This is a genomic window from Wolbachia endosymbiont of Pentalonia nigronervosa (assembly GCF_014534705.1).
In the GTDB taxonomy this organism is placed as follows: Bacteria; Pseudomonadota; Alphaproteobacteria; order Rickettsiales; family Anaplasmataceae; genus Wolbachia.
The window spans coordinates 1-18829 of the sequence record NZ_JACVWV010000003.1 but is presented as its reverse complement, the minus strand read 5'-3'; the positions used below and the strand labels follow the sequence as shown (position 1 = coordinate 18829).

At 34.5% G+C, this 18829-nt stretch carries 21 protein-coding genes and 1 tRNA gene; 11 read left to right on the top strand and 11 right to left on the bottom strand.

What is annotated here, in order from left to right; genetic code table 11:
- Positions 1–90: 90 nt before the first annotated feature.
- Positions 91–1260, bottom strand: a complete 1170-nt coding sequence (locus IC220_RS00785; protein ID WP_188152708.1) for a hypothetical protein — start codon at positions 1258–1260, stop codon at positions 91–93.
- Between the two features lie 178 nt (positions 1261–1438).
- On the opposite strand from IC220_RS00785, the gene dnaN reads away from it, so the two are divergent.
- Positions 1439–2590 (top strand): DNA polymerase III subunit beta, encoded by a 1152-nt coding sequence (dnaN, locus tag IC220_RS00780; RefSeq protein WP_188152707.1) that lies wholly within the window; start codon positions 1439–1441, stop codon positions 2588–2590.
- Between the two features lie 111 nt (positions 2591–2701).
- Positions 2702–3262 carry a nitroreductase family protein gene (locus IC220_RS00775; RefSeq protein ID WP_188152706.1) on the top strand — a complete coding sequence of 187 codons (561 nt, stop codon included), beginning with the start codon at positions 2702–2704 and terminating at the stop codon, positions 3260–3262.
- Between the two features lie 27 nt (positions 3263–3289).
- Here IC220_RS00775 and IC220_RS00770 read toward each other — a convergent pair whose 3' ends face one another.
- From IC220_RS00770 to IC220_RS00740, 7 genes are all read right to left on the bottom strand, one after another.
- On the bottom strand, positions 3290–4822 hold the full coding sequence (locus IC220_RS00770; RefSeq protein WP_188152705.1) for a hypothetical protein: 1533 nt from the start codon (positions 4820–4822) through the stop codon (positions 3290–3292).
- 110 nt (positions 4823–4932) lie between these two features.
- The gene (mdh, locus tag IC220_RS00765) at positions 4933–5880 is read right to left on the bottom strand and encodes a malate dehydrogenase (RefSeq protein WP_188152704.1); all 948 of its coding nucleotides are present in this window, start codon (positions 5878–5880) and stop codon (positions 4933–4935) included.
- A gap of 35 nt (positions 5881–5915) precedes the next feature.
- On the bottom strand, positions 5916–6470 hold the full coding sequence (locus IC220_RS00760; protein WP_188152703.1) for an NADH-quinone oxidoreductase subunit C: 555 nt from the start codon (positions 6468–6470) through the stop codon (positions 5916–5918).
- A complete protein-coding gene (locus IC220_RS00755; protein WP_188152702.1) occupies positions 6463–6978 on the bottom strand; it encodes a NuoB/complex I 20 kDa subunit family protein in 516 nt (171 codons plus the stop codon). Before IC220_RS00755 ends, IC220_RS00760 begins: the two co-directional genes overlap by 8 nt.
- Entirely contained in the window at positions 6978–7331 is a 354-nt protein-coding gene (ndhC, locus tag IC220_RS00750) for an NADH-quinone oxidoreductase subunit A (RefSeq protein WP_188152701.1), read from the bottom strand. The genes IC220_RS00755 and ndhC overlap by 1 nt, the downstream gene beginning before the upstream one ends.
- Positions 7324–7713: an HIT domain-containing protein gene (locus tag IC220_RS00745; RefSeq protein WP_188152700.1), complete on the bottom strand. Its 390-nt coding sequence runs from the start codon at positions 7711–7713 to the stop codon at positions 7324–7326. The genes ndhC and IC220_RS00745 overlap by 8 nt, the downstream gene beginning before the upstream one ends.
- Positions 7714–7718: 5 nt before the next feature.
- A complete protein-coding gene (locus IC220_RS00740; protein ID WP_188152699.1) occupies positions 7719–8696 on the bottom strand; it encodes a hypothetical protein in 978 nt (325 codons plus the stop codon).
- A gap of 217 nt (positions 8697–8913) precedes the next feature.
- Here IC220_RS00740 and IC220_RS00735 point away from each other — a divergent pair.
- The 5 genes from IC220_RS00735 (at position 8914) to IC220_RS00720 (ending at position 12504) form a co-directional block, all read left to right on the top strand.
- Positions 8914–8985: transfer RNA gene (locus IC220_RS00735), tRNA-Asn, on the top strand.
- A 49-nt stretch (positions 8986–9034) separates the two neighbouring features.
- Positions 9035–10519 (top strand): 2,3-bisphosphoglycerate-independent phosphoglycerate mutase, encoded by a 1485-nt coding sequence (gene gpmI / locus IC220_RS00730; protein ID WP_188152698.1) that lies wholly within the window; start codon positions 9035–9037, stop codon positions 10517–10519.
- 140 nt (positions 10520–10659) lie between these two features.
- Positions 10660–10788 (top strand): hypothetical protein, encoded by a 129-nt coding sequence (locus tag IC220_RS07970; protein ID WP_255424124.1) that lies wholly within the window; start codon positions 10660–10662, stop codon positions 10786–10788.
- Positions 10754–11971, top strand: a complete 1218-nt coding sequence (locus tag IC220_RS08085) for an ankyrin repeat domain-containing protein (RefSeq protein WP_188152697.1) — start codon at positions 10754–10756, stop codon at positions 11969–11971. The genes IC220_RS07970 and IC220_RS08085 overlap by 35 nt, the downstream gene beginning before the upstream one ends.
- 194 nt (positions 11972–12165) lie before the next feature.
- On the top strand, positions 12166–12504 hold the full coding sequence (locus IC220_RS00720) for a hypothetical protein (RefSeq protein WP_188152696.1): 339 nt from the start codon (positions 12166–12168) through the stop codon (positions 12502–12504).
- 83 nt (positions 12505–12587) lie between these two features.
- Here the strand turns inward: IC220_RS00720 and IC220_RS00715 are convergent, their stop codons facing one another.
- Positions 12588–13826, bottom strand: a complete 1239-nt coding sequence (locus IC220_RS00715) for an ankyrin repeat domain-containing protein (RefSeq protein ID WP_188152695.1) — start codon at positions 13824–13826, stop codon at positions 12588–12590.
- Between the two features lie 253 nt (positions 13827–14079).
- Here IC220_RS00715 and IC220_RS00710 point away from each other — a divergent pair, with 253 nt between their 5' ends.
- The gene (locus IC220_RS00710; RefSeq protein ID WP_188152744.1) at positions 14080–14679 is read left to right on the top strand and encodes a peroxiredoxin; all 600 of its coding nucleotides are present in this window, start codon (positions 14080–14082) and stop codon (positions 14677–14679) included.
- Positions 14680–15612, top strand: coding sequence for a thioredoxin-disulfide reductase (gene trxB / locus IC220_RS00705; RefSeq protein ID WP_188152694.1), 933 nt, complete (start codon positions 14680–14682; stop codon positions 15610–15612).
- Positions 15613–15644: 32 nt separating this feature from the next.
- Here the strand turns inward: trxB and recO are convergent, their stop codons facing one another.
- A complete protein-coding gene (gene recO / locus IC220_RS00700; RefSeq protein WP_188152693.1) occupies positions 15645–16358 on the bottom strand; it encodes a DNA repair protein RecO in 714 nt (237 codons plus the stop codon).
- Positions 16359–16432: 74 nt separating this feature from the next.
- Here recO and IC220_RS00695 point away from each other — a divergent pair, with 74 nt between their 5' ends.
- Positions 16433–17614 (top strand): phosphoglycerate kinase, encoded by a 1182-nt coding sequence (locus IC220_RS00695; protein WP_188152692.1) that lies wholly within the window; start codon positions 16433–16435, stop codon positions 17612–17614.
- A gap of 46 nt (positions 17615–17660) precedes the next feature.
- On the top strand, positions 17661–18470 hold the full coding sequence (locus tag IC220_RS00690; protein ID WP_188152691.1) for an EndoU domain-containing protein: 810 nt from the start codon (positions 17661–17663) through the stop codon (positions 18468–18470).
- A gap of 180 nt (positions 18471–18650) precedes the next feature.
- On the opposite strand, the gene IC220_RS00685 is transcribed toward IC220_RS00690, so the two are convergent.
- A partial coding sequence (locus tag IC220_RS00685; protein ID WP_188152690.1) for a transposase occupies positions 18651–18829 on the bottom strand: 179 nt, incomplete at its 5' end.

Sequence of the window (18829 nt, the reverse complement as noted above, 5' to 3'; positions counted from 1 at the left end):
TGATAAAATTACCATCATAAATAGATTTTGTCAGAGATCTAATTAAAGCGTTGTTTGCATATACAACTTGCAATAAAAATGAGAACATCATCAAATGGTATGTGATCTTGCCCGCGCTTGTGTCGGGTTTTTACATTGATTAGGTTGTAATGGACTCATTATAAGCTTAGTGGGTGGTGATTTTACATTGTTCAAATGACCCTTTTCTGATGGTTGATTATCAAGTGGTTGACTAAAATTATGTTTTATTTGTATTTCTTCTTTAAACTTGAACCCTAATTTTTCACAAATTTTTTGAAGATATTTTTTAATCACGTTGAGCAAATTCTTGTCATCTATATTATAATTTTTTAATATTTTAGGAACAGTAAGGGACAAATTTCCATCTTCATATGTTACATTTTCGCCATCTTTAGATTTAAGTGTAAACTTTAGTAAACTATGCAATTTACACACCTCATTTTCTGGATTATCTAGTTCTACTACAGGTATTGTCATATCAAGTTCTGCTTTTACAAGATTCTGGTCGGTGCAATCAATATTGATAACTTCATTTTGATATACTCCCTTTAATCCATGTTCAGAAAATGAGGTTTCAAGAACAGGCATGCTTGTAGCAAATCTATACCCTGCTTGATTACAATTGGTTACTAATTCTTCTAAAATAGCATCGGTTGGTATTGATGCTCCAGCATATTCAAACATTTCTTTAAAAACTTCTTTTGCAAATGGACGGTAGTCCCAATTTCCATCATCTATTGTTGGCAATAGAGGGATATATTTTCTTCCAATATTATAAAATTTTTCAAACTCTGCCTTATATGGGTCAGTTTTTTGATCATCAGGAATATTGGTATCTTTATAGTGCTTTTCCCATAATTTATCAAAGAGTATAGGTGCAAACTCTTTATCAAGATCTTTTAGCAGTGAGTTAGCAAAGGCTTTACCATGGTACGTATCTAGTTCTCTTTTTGTTGTATTTTCATCTGTATCGTCTACATCGCTATTATAAAGACTACTATAATTCAAAATTTGGCTTTTGTTGCGTTGCGCTCCTTGTTTTAATGCATAGATTAGAGTTGCATCTATTTTTTTTCCGTTAATAACAAAGTCCAGTCTTTCAAAGTCTACGTACATTTGTTGACCGGAATTTGCTGTATTGTTTTCTGGGCCAGCTTGCAATACATTATGATCGAAGTCTTTCAATTTATGCTTGAATGATGTAACCACTGGTTTAGTTTTATTGGTGGCATCTGTCATGATATTTACCTTACTAAAAATATATTATCATTTTATGGTATCAAATAATTATTTATTATTTAATAACAGTGGTTGCATTTTTCACGTCAAAGGAAGTATATATATGCTTTTTATAAAAAATTCTTTACTTTAAATCAGAGGTGGATATCATTTAAAATATGTTTTTAACACATTAAAAATGCCAGAGATTGCAGATATAGAAACAAAAAAGCAAAGCTCTGTGCACGAGCAACTACGTTTTAGTGTAAGCCGTGCAGATCTTTCAAATACATTGTCTAAAATAAGTGGAGTGGTTGAAAGGCGAAATGCCATAGATATTTTAGCATGCATAAACATTAGAGCGCAACATGGTAAAATACAATTGATGGCCACTGATCTTGATATTTCAATATTTGCTTCACTTCCTGCAAGTGTATTAGCAGATGGAGAGGTAAGAGTTTCAGCACATACTTTACATGACATAGTAAAAAAATTGCCGGCTGATTTAGATATAAACTTCGAAGTAAATGATCAAGGGAAATTGTTAATGTCTTGCGGAAATGCAAATTTTTCCCTGCCAAATGTGATGTCAAATAAATTTCCTGCCCTTGAAGAAGATGATTACAAGTATGATTTTACTTTACTAAGTGTGGATTTAGTAAATTTGTTTACCAAAACAAAATTTGCCGTGTCATTGGATGATACAAGATACAACTTGAATGGGATATATATACATACTGACGAACAGTTTTTGTATTGTGTTGCAACTGACGGTCATCGTTTATCATGTATCAAAAAACCTAAACCTACAGGAGTTCAAGGAGGATTCTCTGTTATTGTGCCACGGAAAACTGTTACAGAATTGTTGAAAATACTAGATGAAAATAGTGAGGTTGATGTAAAACTTTCAGAAAGAAAGTTTAAGTTTACATGTGGAAAATATATTCTGATCTCAAAGTTAATAGATGGAACTTTCCCAGATTACGAAGCAGTGATTCCAGAATTTCAAGATAGGTATATGATCGTTGAAAGTAAAAAGCTTGCAGATGTCATTGATCGAGTTTCTGTTGTTGTATCTGATAAAGTGAAATCTATAAAATTTTCCTTACAAGGAGGAAGATTGACTCTATATTCAAATTCTCAAGAGTGTAGTGACGCTACTGAGTCCATAGATGTAGATTATGATGATACTTCCATAGAAATAGGATTCAACTCGCGCTATCTACTTGATGCTCTATCTTGCATAAAGAATAAATGTAAATTTAGCTTTATTGATGGTAATAGTGCTACAAAAATAACTGATGAGGATGATCCGGATGTATTATATATAATAATGCCGATGCGAACTTAGATCTGAGCTTCTTTTTAAATTTTCTTTTATTTGTCTTTTTTTTTGCGGGGTACATTAATATAAAATTAAATTTTTGTGCTATAATACATTACTTTATTATTTTTGCTAAATATGATCAGTGAAAAAGATTTATTGGAATTAATGAAAGCAAGGCATAGTGGGCGTTCATATGACTCTACAAAAGTGATATCTCAAGAGAAAATAGATATTTTAATAGAATCTGTAAGGCTAGCTCCCTCATGTTTTGGCGATGAACCTTGGAGATATATTATATGCAACAGAGAAAATAATCAAGATTCGTGGAAGAAATTGCTTAGTTGTCTCGACGTATCTAATCAAGAATGGGCTAAAGGTGCACAAATATTGATTATATCCTTAAGTGCTAAAAATTTTAGTAAGTTTGAGAAAAAAGAAAATTTTTGGGCTGGTCATGATACTGGTGCAGCAAATTATGCATTTATGTTACAGGCTGCAGCTATGAATTTAATGGCTCATCAAATGGGTGGATTTGATAGAGATAAGATAATGAAAGAATTTAATATACCAGGTGATTTTAGCGTGATGTCAGTGATGGCAATTGGTTACGAAGAAGATGGTGCGCAAGTAAGTGCAAAAGCAAGAAGGCCAATAGAAGAAGTATTTTTTTATAATGAGTGGCCAAATATCTCCTAAAATATTTCTCATCATTTTGCAGTAGATTTATTTATAGTACTGCCTATCAATGACAATATTTACTTCTGGTTCATGCAAAGAAGATTGCGGTTGTTGAGCTATAACTTGATCCTGTCTTCTTTCTGATTCATTAAAGAAAATTGGCGGTTGTTGAGGTACAATTTCCCCAGTAAAGAAAATCGATTCACCTTGATTTACAGTTTGATCTCGCTCTATTTCTGACTCAGCAAACAAAACTAACTGTTGCAGAGCTCCAGTTTGATATGGTTCTATGTCTGATGAATTAAGCATAACCGGCGATTGCAGAACTCCAGCGTGATATAGTCCTAAATTTGATGGATTAAGGAAAATTGATTGTTGTTGCGGCATAGTTTGCCATTCTGGTTCATTAGAAAGAATAGGTTGTTGTTGATTCATAGCTTGCTCTTGCCATTGCCTAATTTCTGATGCAGTCCAAAAAGATCGCGGTTGTTGAGTTACAATAGCTCTTTGTGCTGTACTAGAGTGTTGTTGATTTATAGCTTGATCTAGCGCTCTTTCTGCTTCACTTAAGAAAGATTGCGGTTGTTGAGTTATAACTGCTATTTGTGTTGCACTAGAGGAAGTCGGTTGTTGTTCTTGCTCTTGCCATTGCCATTGCCATTGCCTAATTTCTGATGTAGTCCAACAAGATCGCGGTTGTTGAGTATATGATTCTCTTTCTGCTGCACTAGAGTGTTGTTGATTTATAGTTTTATAATAACCTCCTTCTATATAACAAATAACTTTGTTCAACATCCTGACTTCTGTTGACATAGATTTGTTTTTTGCAACCTCTAAACTTTCTTTTGCGCATATAAGTGCTTCGTATATTTTTTCACATTCTATTAGTAACTTGCTCAATAGTAGTGACTGATGGACACCTGTTTTAGTTTCTTTGTCTATATTTAAAGCTTGTACTTCAGATATCAACTTATCAGGCTGTATTTTTTTTCCACTTTCTACATCAGCTCTGATGCGTCGCATTATAGTACGATTAATATCATCATCACAAAGTTCTTCTTTTTTGAATAATTCTTCAGCTTGTGAATAGCGCTCTATGGCAGCGTCAAAATTGTTCATTAGATCATGCTTTAATGCTCCATCGTTGAAATATACTTTAGCTTTAACAACATTACTAATATCAGAATGATCACGCAACAATTTAAGTGCTGCATTGATATTCACTTGTGAACAGTCTTCGTACTCCTTTCTCTTTTCTCCTGCTGTTTTTAAGGCTAGCATTCTATATATAGCTGAAGATAGATATAAACTTCTAGCTTTTAATCCATTGTCATTGGCTTGAACGGCACTTTCATAAGAATTTTTTGCATACTTCAAGGCTTTACCATGCTCACCAAGGTAGTAGTAACAACTTGAAAGCTTGTGCTGAATAAGTGCTGAATTTTTCTCAGTAATCTGACTATTACCTAAAGCCTTTAAGCCCAGATCTATTATTCTTTTCCAATTTTCAGAAACTTTCAGTGCCTCATATTCTTGACAAAATTGTATAAGATAATTGACTTCACCAGCATATAACATAATAGCCTCTAAAAAATACCCCTTTTATCCTACTTAATTCTTATGTATAAATCAATAGGTTCGTAAAAAATATTTTGAGTATTTTTTTAGATTTATATGGCTGATAGTTGTTAAATACTTAATTTTACTAATTCTTTTACTGTATCTACAGATTTATTAAACATTTGTTGTTCACTGTCATTCATTTTAACTTCAAGAACTTTTTCAATGCCATTTTTACCGATGACTGTAGGAACACCAATAAAGAGATCTTTTACTCCATATTCACCGTTGAGATAAGCAGCGCATGGTAAAACACGTCTTTTATCTTGTAAATATGACTCCAACATGCATATAGCAGAAGATGCAGGTGAGTAGTATGCAGATCCGGATTGCAGCAGCTCAACCACCTCCTTGCCACCATTACGTGTGCGTTCAATTATTTCATCGACTCTTTTTTGTGTAATTAAACCCATATCAATGATTTGATTCAGTGGAATGCCAGCAATGGCAGCACAATTAATTAGTGGTACCATAGTGTCGCCATGTCCTCCAAGCACGAAGGCAGATACATCTTCAACAGAAATATTTAATTCACTTGCAAGAAAGTAACGAAAGCGTGCAGAATCAAGCACTCCTGCCATACCAACAATCATGTTAGTTGGCACACCTGAATATTTATGTACTACTGAAACCATAGCATCCAAAGGATTAGTAACTACTATAACAAATGCATTTGGGGAATATTGTTTAATATTTTCCGCAACCTCCTTCATCACTGAGGCATTAGTTTTTAACAAATCATCTCTACTCATTCCTGGTTTTCTGGCAATGCCGGCAGTTATTATGATTGCATCGGAGTTTTTTATATCCTCGTACTTATTTGTACCAATTAAATTAACATCAAACCCATCAATGGGTGATGACTCTACAATGTCAAGCGCTTTACCTTGCGGCACACCTGCATTGATATCAAGTAAAACGATATTTCCTAAGCTTCTTAGTGCGATCATATGGGCAAGAGTGCCACCAATATTTCCTGCACCAATTAGAGATATTTTTTTTCTTTGTATTCCCATTTTATACTCCACCATTACAAATAACTAGCACATTTTTACTCATTTTTACCTTCCCATGGTGATAAACTTTCAAATGAGCGAAAGTCTTGCGGTAAATCTATAGGACTATATACGACCTTTTCTTTTTCCGCGTCGTATTTTACCTCTTCATAACCAGTGAGGGGAAAATCTTTTAACATTGGATAGCCTTTAAATCCATAATCAGTGAGAATTCGACGAAGATCAGGATGGCCAGAAAACTCTATTCCATACATATCAAACACCTCGCGTTCAAACCATGAAGCTGTGCTAAATATTTTTGCTACACTTGGAACTAAATCGCCTTCATGCAACTGTAGCTTTATGTGTATTCTGATGTTGTGTACTATGCTGAGTAAATTATATATTACTTCAAAACGCTTCTCTCTATCAGGATAATCAACAGCAAAGGTATCAACCAACACTTCAAACCTGCATTTTTCATCATCACGTAAAAAAAGTAGATGCTCTTCAATATCCTTTAAAGTTGAATATGTTACAATAGTACAATCATCTTCCTGAATACATTCACACTTAAGTTTTTTTTGTATATGTTTTACAATTTTATCCATGCGTTATATTTTGAGTTCGTTTTATTTTATTTTGTAAGCACAGCATGCCATATAATAAAGCTTCAGCAGTAGGGGGACACCCAGGGACATAGATATCAACTGGGACAATTCTATCACAACCGCGAACTACTGAATAAGAGTAGTGATAATATCCACCACCATTTGCACAACTTCCCATGGATACAACATATTTTGGATCTGGCATTTGATCGTAAACCTTACGCAATGCTGCCGCCATTTTATTGGTTAATGTGCCAGCAACAATCATTACATCTGATTGTCGTGGACTTGCACGAAACATTATTCCATATCTATCAAAATCGTAACGACTGGCTGCAGCTTGCATCATTTCCACTGCGCAACATGCAAGACCAAATGTCATTGGCCATAATGAGCCAGACCTTGCCCAATTCATCACATAATCTATTAAGTTACCAAATTTAGTTACCAGAAACCCTTCTTTTTTATAACGGCTCCAATCATCATGAGATAAAATTTGATTTGTCATTACTTCCACTCCAATGCGCCTTTACACCATTCATAGATAAAGCCTATAGTAAGTATTGCAAGAAATATCATCATAGACCAAAATCCACCATAACTTATTTTAGATAAAGAAACACCCCAAGGAAAAAGAAAAATAATTTCTAAGTCAAATATTATGAATAATATTGAAACTAAATAAAATTTAATATCAAAATTTTTCCTTGCACTTGATAAAGGATTAAACCCACATTCATATGAAGAAAGCTTTTCACTACTTGGCTTACTTACGGCAAGGAACATAGGCAATATACCTAAAGCAAGAGACACAACAACTGAAACACAGATAAAAATTGCAATAGTTAAATATTCACTCATAAGACTTGTGCGTGTGTAAGTTTACATGTTTTCCCAATTTTGTACCGCCTAAAATATGCACATGAAAGTGTGGTATAACTTGCTCTCCATTTTTACCATGGTTAGTCACTAATCTATACCCTGTTTCTTCTAGATTATACTTATATGTAATCTCTCTTACAACCTTAAAAAAATGAATTATTTCTTCTGAAGGCGCGTTAGCAATGAAATCATCATATGATATATACTTTTTTTTTGGTACTGCTAAAATATGTACAGGTGCATCAGGATATTTATCGTGAAATACTAACACAGCTTCATCATCATACACCTTTTCATAAGGCAACTTACCAACCAATATTTGAGCGAAAATATTATTTTCGTCGTAATTTTTATTGCTCATCTTCTCTAGCGACTTTTTCTTTCGTTATCATTTACATTTGGTGATAATAATGGTGAGTGGTTCGATGCTTTGCTAACATTTTGAACATTAGTAGCTTTAAACTCCTCAAAAGAGCGTAGCATATCACGTGGATTAGTCATGCTAAAAGCTTTCTCTACCTGTGCTTTCTGTTGCTGCGTATCTTGTGAGTTAGTTGCATGAAGCATTTCTTCTGTCTTGTTTACATTAGGTTTTGACACAATTTCTGAAGACCCAAAAGACTGTTTTTTAGGTTTTGTGGGATTTTCTTCTGCAGGAGATTTTGATTCATCTTTCTTCTCAGATGATTGATATAATTTTTTCCCTATGCCTGTTAATAACTGTGAATCTGCATACTTTTTAAACTCTCCACCAACAATGCCTGCTAATTCCTTGAGACCAGAATCAGCTTCTTCAATAATTTTTCCAATAACGAGTCTTTTTATCTCTTCTTCGATCTTTCCTTTATTGTCAGGATCAGTTGTTATACCATTAATAATCTCTTCAACATCAATTTCAATGACAATTTTTTTCGCTACTCGATCGATAACTATGTTAAAATTTTTATTTTCATCATTTAGTGCGTTTACTTTGTCAATCTGTTCATCACTTATTCCCGCAATACTGTTTATGAGAGTGTCTGATGCTTTAAATCCTAAGTACCCTCCTCCTTCTCCTGTTAGCTTTATACCAAAACATTCACTATTTGGTTCAAGTTCGGTAGGGGGATCATAATCCTCTGTAGGTTTGCCTAAAGCTCTATAAAAAGCCTGCTTAACTTCATGCATAATCCTATGCTTTGAATAACCCGCATGCATTGGGTTAAGAAAAAACTTAACTTCCTCACCTACAATTTTTACACCCTGCATAATCTTTTTGCCAAGTCCAACAAGGAAAGATTGCGACTGACCTTTTTGTGTAGTTTTATTTATGATATTTTTTTCAGTTTCTTTTTCGTTTCCCATACATACCCCCAAGGTATTTAATCAATACTACATATAATATATAAACAAATCTTTAATATTATATCTATTATAAACTCAAATTACACCAATTTCAACTATTATTTATTAAAAAAGTCTTTACTTAAATGTCAATGAATTTTTTACAAGATCCTTACAACTTTAATGAACAAAATATATTTACAATCAGTACCCAGCATGATAAATTAAAGAAGTTTATTCCTCGATAGCTCAGTGGTAGAGCAGTTGGCTGTTAACCAATTGGTCGCTGGTTCGAATCCGGCTCGGGGAGCATTTTTCACAGGTTTCCGGCATTAAAGAGTTTCAGCATAAAAAAAGATATGAGAGTTGTTTTATGTATATTAGATGGGTGGGGAAATGGCATAGATAACGAATACAATGCTATCAATAATGTAAACCCGCCTTGTTGGCAATATATCAATGCTAATTATCCAAAATGTAGCTTATCAGCATCTGGCAGTGATGTGGGGTTGCCGGAAGGTCAAATGGGCAATTCAGAAGTTGGCCATATGAATATTGGCAGTGGCAGGGTGGTGATGCAAAGTCTGCAACGTATTAATCGAGAAATTGAAACAATAGAAAATAACAAAAATCTCAAAGACTTCATCAGTAATCTCAAGAGTAAAAACGGTACATGCCATATAGTAGGATTAATATCCGATGGTGGTGTTCACTCACATCAGAGGCATATTTCAACCCTAGCAAATAAAGTATCACAGCAGGGAATTAATGTAGTAATACATGCCTTTCTGGATGGCAGAGATACTCCTCCTAACTCAGCAAAAAAATGTATCCAAGAATTTCAAAATGAAATAGAGAATAACATCGTCACTATATCTGGACGCTACTACGCTATGGATCGCGATAATAGGTGGGAAAGGACAATCGCAGCTTATGAGTCTATCGCCTTTGCAGAGGCACCTCGCTATGATGATGTTATGTCATATATTGATGAAAGCTATGGTAATAATGTAACTGATGAATTTATAGAACCTGCGGTAATAGGTGATTACCAAGGCATAAAACCAGAGGATGGAGTGCTATTAGCCAATTTTCGTGCTGATCGCATGATCCAATTAGCCAACATATTATTAGGTAAAACTCACTATACTAAAGTGGCAAAGTTTTCTGCGATTTTAAGTATGATGCAATACAGCACAGATTTAGAAATTCCTTATCTTTTTTCTCCTATTTCTTTTCCTCATACTTTAGGTCAGATTGTATCAGATCATGGATTTAAACAATTGCGCATTGCCGAAACTGAAAAATATGCTCATGTAACTTTTTTTTTCAACTGTGGCAAAGAAGAACCTTTTCCTGGTGAGGAAAGAATACTAATTCCCTCGCCAAAAGTTAAAACTTATGATTTGCAACCAGAGATGTCAGCCTTCGCACTGACTGAAACACTCGTGGAAAAGATTCACTCTCAAGAATTTGCACTGATAGTTGTCAATTACGCTAATCCCGATATGGTTGGCCATACAGGAAATATTAAAGCAGCTGAGCAAGCAGTGTTGACTGTTGATAGCTGTCTGGCGAAAATACTAGAGGCTGTTCAAGAAGAGGGTAATACTGCGTTAATTGTTACTGCAGACCATGGCAATGTGGAATGTATATTTGATAAAGAAAATCAGGTGCCACACACAGCGCATACCTTAAATAAAGTACCATTTATTATATGTTCCAGTTCTCACATTAATCTTAAATTAAAGGACGGGAAACTATCTAACATTGCTCCTACTGTGTTACAATTACTTAGTTTAACAAAACCGGACGAGATGACAGATAGCTCACTGATTGTGTGAGCAGGTTGCATACATTATGATTTTCGCCACTTATAGATTGTTGTAAGGGTAATTATACACAAGTGTAGCTAGAAAATAGTTGACTTTTTTATGAAAGCATTATAAAGTTAATTAATATATTAATAATTAAGGAGTAAATTATGCAGAATGAACAATGGAAAAAGATATTAGAAAAAGTAAACGCAGCTGCTTCACCACATCTAGGTATTAGTACTGGAGTAAGTAACTCATCAAGTGAGGGGGGGGGTATCTACTCGCGCAATAGATGAAAAAGAACGCACTTCTTTACATTGGGCTGCTTTAGGTGGTCATAAAAACATAGTAGAGTTTTTAATAGGACAAGGTGCAGATGTTAATGCTAGAGATCAGAATGGAGAAACACCTTTACCTGTAGCCGCTGTAAAAGGTCATAAAGATGTAGTAGAGTATCTAGTAGAAAAAGGTGCAGATGTTAATACTATAGATAACTATGGAAGCACTGCTTTACATGTGGCCGCTTTAATTGGTCATAAAGATATAGTAGAGTTTTTAGTAGGAAGGGGTGCAGATGTTAATGCTAGAGATAATAGTGGAAGAACTGCTTTGGATTTGGCTAAGGAATTTGGTCGTAAAGATGTAGTAGAGTTTTTAGTAGGAAAAGGTGCAGATGCAACATTAGCAGCGGATACTAAGGTTGAAGATACTTCTTTACATCTGGCTGCTAGAAGTGGTAAGACAGATGTATTAACGGGTTTTTTTAAAGCAATTGCGGTAGCAATGGGATTTTTAAAAACGGTTGCAGATGTTAAAGCTGCAGAGCAAAAGAGATCTATTTCGCAAATTATAAATGAGATAAATTTGCTTCCAGATATTAGTACTGAAGATCAAGAGGGATATACTTCACAAGTCATAGATAACATAAAACTGTCTCTAGGTATTAGTACTGAAGATCGAGAGGGCTACACTACTTTATATCGTGCTGCTAAATTGGCTGCTAACAGTGGTGATGTAGATGGATTCAGGAATTTAGTAGAAGAAAATAACGATCTTATACTTGGACATGAGTCAAGTAAATCAGGGTTTTATAATTCCATGGAACAGCTTTGGAAAAAGGCAATACAAGTAAGAAAAGAACAACCATTTCAGGCTGCTAGAAGTGGTAAGATAAATATAATAAAGGATCTATTAGAAAAAGGTGCAGATGTGAATGCTAGAGATAACGATGACAAAACTGTTTTACATCTAGCTGCTGAAAATGGTTATATGGATGTAGTAGAGTATCTATTAGAAAAAGGTATAAATGTTGATGCTAAAGATGACCAAGGAAGAACTGCTTTAGATTTGGCTAATAAATTTGGTCATACAGAGGGAGCAAATGCTATATTAGAAGCAGTTGCAAAAAAACCTAGCACTCAAGTGAGTGGCACACAGGAGGAACAGCATACTGCTCAGGCAGGGGCAAGTAAGAGTTAGTATATGACGTTAGCGTTTCGATGGCAGTTTTTGCTGTCGAAATGCTTCTCAACTGCGATGTGCTTTTCTTCTCATCATTTGCAAGAATTTGATTTTAAATTAAAGAAAAAAATTAAGTTTTTAATATTTTTCTTTGGATTTAGAGAAATTTGAATTATACTTAATTAGTATAAAAATTTTGATGAGGGGGAGGTGTGTCAAATAATATTAAGCATCTGGTGTGTCTTGCGGTAAGTCTACCAATAGCAGCGATAGCAGCAATTGCAGCATTTACTCCAGGGCGTAATTCAGATTCAACAACTGTGACATTTTTGGTGCAAGCAGGTTTATCTGCAGTTGCTGTATCTTCTTTATGTATTGCTTTGCGCTCAATGAGACTGTGCAAAGGAAATAGAGCTGCAGCTGTAAATAGTGATCAACCTCCGTCTGTGGATAATGATCCACCTCCTCCATATTCAGAAGTCGTAGCTGATAGTCAATTTGGCAATGTTCAGGTAGAATGTGCTATAGATATGACAAGACAACCAACTTAAAAGAAGTAGGTCATACTTTTTTCTATTGATACTAGGAAAAAAGCCTACCGACACAAAAAATCAGTAGGCCTGTAATTGTTTCCTTATAGCCTTCGAGTTATATTGCTACTAGAAATAGAAACATTTTCTAACCGACTATTAGGATGAAAAGCAGCCATGTAACCATCAAAATCAGAATTATTGTTCAATGCATTAATTAATCTTTCTTGACCTTGAGTAAGGTCTGCAATTGGTGTAGTAAAAGAAACAGGTGTTTCCCCAGTAACCATTCTTACCACCGTATCGAATAATAGTAATGTACCGTTAAGTGGCACTGTATTATTAAAACCAGCCTGTGATATTGCCTTACCGCCTTGAACATGAGCCAATTGCGGTGCTTCTTTATGTCCAGCATTAAGTACTAGTGCTGGTATTGTTGCTGAATTTGCAGATTCAGTAGTGAGTACACGCGGAACAACATTATTTTTAAGAATATCTCTCTCTTGTCGAATCTGTTCTTGAATTAAGTCAGAAGAAGTTGTTGTACCTACAAACTCCTCCTGTCTCTTGTGTCGAATCTGTTCTTGAGTCCGATTAGAAGGAATTGTTGAATTTGTAGATTCAGTAAGTTGCTTAATACCACGACTTCTAGGATTAGTTCTCTTCTCCTTTAGGAAATCTGTAATTTCTTTACAAGTTTTTGGACACTTTTCTTGAATAATGTCCAAAGGAGTTTTATTGTGACCGTTTTTAATATTAACTCTAGCACCGTTGTTTACAAGATACTGTACTGTTTCTAATTTACGATTGCCAGAATTAACAGCCCAGTGCAATGGAGTATTTCCATCACCAGCTTTAGCGTTAACATTAGCACCTTTTTCGACAAGACACTTTACTATCTCCAAGGTGGCAGAAATAACAGCGTTGTGCAATGGGGTATACCCATAATTATCTGTAACCTTAACATTAGCACCGTTGTTTACGAGATACTTTACCGTATCTAAGTCAGAAGCAAAAACAGGAGTGTACAATGGGGTATACCCATAATCATTATCCCTAGCATTAATATCAGCACCTTGTGCTACAAGATACTTTACTACATCTAAGTGAAAACGAGCAGCATCGTGCAATGGAGTCATCTCATCATTATCCCTAGCATTAATATCAGCACCTTGTGCTACAAGATACTTTACTATATCTAGAGAAAGACTGGCAGCATAATGCAATGGGGTTTTTCCATTACTATCTGTAGCATTAACCTCAGCACCTTGTTCTATAAGGCTCTTAACTTTATCATAGTCTTTTGCTTGTACAGCACTAAATAATTTGTCATTTAAACTCATTTAACCCTCCTTTATTTTTGATAGCCTCACCTCACGCAAAGCAGTCTAGCAGCATATTTTTATAAATCAATCATTTTTATTATAAAAACTTATTTTTTTTGAGATCTTTATGATAGAAGAAGTGCATCTTGATAAGAATAATAACGAAAAATTGCCATCAGAAACATGGCATACTGAATGGATTTTTAAAGAAAACTTGCATGTCACTTATTCAGAATATACAATGAATCATTTTAGAATTGGTAGGTTATTTATGAATCTTGTAACAAAGTCTGCTATTGATTTTACAGCTCCTGCTGTTCTTCCTAATGGAGATATTATTGATGATTTCTGCTTAAGCAAGCATATTGGAGATAAGTATGCTGTTCTTTTCTTCTATCCACTTGATTTCACTTTTGTTTGTCCCACTGAAATAATATCATTTAGTAATAAAATTAATGATTTTTCGAAACGTGGTGTTGAAGTAATAGGGATCAGTATAGATTCAAAATTTTCGCATCATCACTGGCGTAAAACTCAAGTTAATGACGGCGGAATAGGGGATATCAGCTATCCTTTAGTATCTGACATAAAGAAGTCAATATCGAGAGATTATGGAGTGTTGCATGATGAATCAATTGCGCTCAGAGCAACTTTTGTCATAGATGATAAATTTATTGTGCGCCATCAATCGATAAATGACTTGCCTTTAGGGCGTAATATCGACGAGTTTGTTAGAATTGTTGATGCAATTAAACATCATAAGACATATGGTGAAGTGTGTCCTGCAGGCTGGAGGAAAGGTAAACAAGCAATGCAAGCAAGCGATGAAGGGGTGGCTGATTATCTTAACTCTCACAGCGAAGGATTATAGATGCACAAAAAAGTTCTGATCATTGGCTCTGGAGCGGCTGGTTATGCTGCTGCTATATATGCAACACGTGCAAACTTAGAGACAATTATAATAACAGGTATGCAGCCTGGTGGTCAGCTTACAATCACCACGGATGTTGAAAATTATCCTGGCTTTGTTTCAATACAGGGTCCAGAGTTAATGGAACAAATGAAGTTGCATGCAGAGAAAGTTGGAGCACAAATAGTAAATGATGAAATAAAAAGTGTTGAACAATTAGATGAACATCAGTTTAAATCTCTTGGCAACTTTAGTGACTATCATTCAAGTGCCGTTATTATTGCATCTGGTGCACAGGCAAAATGGCTTGGTTTGGAGGGAGAAAAAAAATTTCAAGGTTATGGAGTATCAGCTTGTGCAACTTGTGACGGTGCATTCTTCAAAAATAAAGTTGTAGCTGTAATTGGTGGGGGAAATACTGCTGTTGAAGAGGCAATATTTTTAACTCGCTTTGCCAGAAAAGTTATCTTAATACATAGACGTGATACGTTAAGGGCAGAAAAGGTGATGCAAGACAGGCTCTTTAAGAGTGATAAAATAGAGATAATATGGGATCACACTGTAGAAGAAATATTAGGAGAAGAAAATCCCAAAAAAGTTACTGATATTGTAATAAAATCAACCAAAACAGGAAATACTCAAGAGATAAAGGTGGATGGAATATTTATTGCAATTGGACATGTACCAAATACTGGTATTTTTAAGGGTTTAGTTGAAATGGATGCACAGGGCTATATAATTACCGAACCTGGAACAACTTTAACCAGCAGACCTGGAATATTTGCAGCAGGTGATGTGCAGGATAAAGTATATCGTCAGGCGGTGGTAGCAGCTGGCACTGGATGTATGGCTGCACTTGATGCAGAAAAATTCTTAGAAGCTATGGATTCATAGATTGTTCAGTTGCTTTTTATTTGCAAGAAATCTTAAAGTGATAGAATAAGTTTCCTAGGCTCTGGCAGCTCCATATTTAACTGTGAAAATAGGTATTTATTTAAAAAATGGCCAGTCACTCTCAATCCTAACTGAAACTCTTCGAATGAATAGCTGTTTTGTAAATTATTATTATATACGTCACGCAGCATTTGAGGAAAAGGTAGAAGTTTATTTGCATAATAATCCCCGGCTGCTTTTGATACTGCTCTACCGGTTTTTGGGGAAATAAAATGTAAGTCTTCTGTCTCTCCTGTTGCAGCACATTTAGATAAATCTAATCTAAACCCCAGTTGTGTGAGAAGTGAAAGTTCTAAATTAAGATAATAACTTTGCCAAGATTCGTTGTTGTACTTAATCACATCAATAAAATATTGAAAATGATTATAGAGCGCAATACAAGGTTCATTTTCTGGAAGTACTTTTTCTAACATGAAAGCAAAAGAAACAACAGCTATGTTTTTTAGCCTATCATGGAAGAAATGATGAAATGGAGATTCAATTAATTCACACTTAAAGAATCCTAAATTTTCTGGCAACTTAGCACTCCATTCCACGTGCAGTAAATTGCTTATTTGAAATTTATTATTTGTTGATCTTACTAACCCTCTATATTTACCATGATTTTTTGTAAACAGGGAAAGAATTAAATTTTTATCACCGTATTTTTTAGTTGCGATCACAACACCTTCATCTTGCCATTTCATGATTGAACTATAGTATTTAAGATCTCGTTATTATTCTCAAAATTGTGTATAATATCTATAATTTAGTTTTTATAATGAGTATATCAAGTATAAAAGATTGTGACCTGCAAGACAAAGTTGTTTTACTTAGGGTTGATTTTAATGTTCCGATAAAAAACGGAGAAATCCAGGATAATATGCGTATTCTGAGGGCATTAAATACTATCGAGTATCTCATGAATGCAGGTGCAAAAGTTGTGATCATATCACATTTTGGACGCCCAGAAGGTCGTGATGAAAATTTATCATTAAAAAATATCGTTAAAGCTTTATCTCAATTGTTAAATAAAGGGGTGAATTTTGTCGATGACTGCATCGGTGAGAAAGTACAAAAAGTGGTAAACACTATGGCCGCAGGAGATGTTACTCTCTTGGAAAATTTAAGATTTTACAAAGAAGAAGAGCAAAATGACTTGAATTTTGCACAGCAATTATCATCGATAGCAGATGTATATGTAAACGATGCGTTTTCCTGTTCTCATAGAGCTCACGCTTCTATTGCACGTATTACGGAGTTCCTTCCTTCTTATATTGGATTTTCCATGCAAGACGAATTAAAATACCTAGAAGAGTCGATATCGTTCCAAGCTAAGCCTATTACTGCAATTGTTGGTGGAGCCAAAATATCGACAAAAATTAAAATGCTTAAAAGGCTAGCAGAAAAAGTTGATTTTTTAATTTTAGGCGGCGCAATTGCTAATAGTTTTTTATCGTTTAATAAGGTAAACATAGGTAAATCTTTATTTCAAGCAGGTATAGATGATCTATTACATAGCATTGTAGAAATAGCAAATAAAAACAATTGTAAGATCATTGTGCCAAAAGATGTATTGGTTGCAATAAATTCTGATTATAGTGTTGGTATTGCAAAAAAAATTGAGTCTATTGCAGATAATGATGTAATTTTGGACATTGGACCACAAACTTTAGAGACAATTAGTGGTGTAATAGCAAATAGTAAAACTGTATTATGGAATGGACCTATCGGGATGTTTGAGTACCCAGCTTTTGCAACCGGTACTAAGGAATTAATGAATATTATAAGTAACTTCACTAAAAAAGGAAATTTAATTAGTGTAATAGGTGGTGGGGATAGTTCGTCAGCAATAAATGCTGCTGGGTTTACTGATAAAGACTTTACCTATGTTTCAACTGGTGGCGGAGCATTCTTAAGTTGGTTAAGTGGTGATATGCATGCAATGTTAAAGCTTTTTTAAGATATTTCCTCTAGCGTTGTCTTTTATAAGGGCAATATTATTTAATATGTCAAAAAGTCTTATTCTTGTTCTGTGCTTTGTACCTCTTTTAGTCATAGGGTTTGTTTTTTACTATAAGCAAAGTCAGGTTGATATTGAGTTCGAACCTTTCTTTAGAACAAATTCCCAAGAACCAGAATATATACCACCATTTCCAGAATTAACTGACTTTGATCAAGGAGTACTGAGAGTTTGTGGAGAGTGGGGAGAATATCCTGATGAAGAGAGTTTTAGGATTTTACTTGATTGCCCACAACATCAAGAAACAGTGAAAAAAATTTATGATGAACTTGATCATCGAATCATTACAGCAAAAGCAAGTTTAGAAGTATTTAAAGACGAGTTAACACACATTTGGTTTACAAACAGCGGTAGAGAAAAAGAAACTACAGGTTTTGGGCATATTTTTTGTGGTGAAGTGGGTAAGTCAAATTTAGGTGGCATGCATTTTATGGGAAGATATGTTGAAGCGCAAGAAAAGAAATGGGCAGGAGCCATATGGAATAATAGTTCTCTGTGCAATGAAGTAGACATCAAACCGCCGGTTTATACATTTGGCGTGCAGTACTTAAATAAAGACGGAAAAGTGAAAGTAAAATGTCCAAATGGATATGTTTATAATCTTCACGCTGATGATATTCTAATTTCAGCAACTAAAGCATTTAAGGAATTAGGAAAAGATGGAATGTGTCTATATAAAATGGAAAGTGATGATTATAAATCAGTATTTATCAGAAATAATGATGCAATATTAACATTCTACAGCGATTTAACACCGAAATGTCAAGAAGGCACTAATTGTAATTGTGAAAGATAACTGCGGACACAAATTTAAATTTCACTAAATCTCTCTTACTCTCTCTATAATGGCAATTTTATTGTCATTATCATGCCTCTCAAGGGTGTACTTCTTCTATCATAAAGATCTCAAAAAAAATAAGTTTTTGTAATAAAAAGAGTTGATTTATAAAAATATGCTGTTAGGTAGTGTCGACATTTATTTTAACCAAAGATATATAGAAGCAATATGGACAAAAGATAAGAAAGAAATAGCTAATTTATCATAACGAGTAGCAACCCTACGAAAATTCTTGAGTTTATTGAACATTCTTTCGATGAGATTTCTCTCTTTATAAAGCTCTTTATCGTATTCTCTTGGTGTTTTTCTATTGGAAC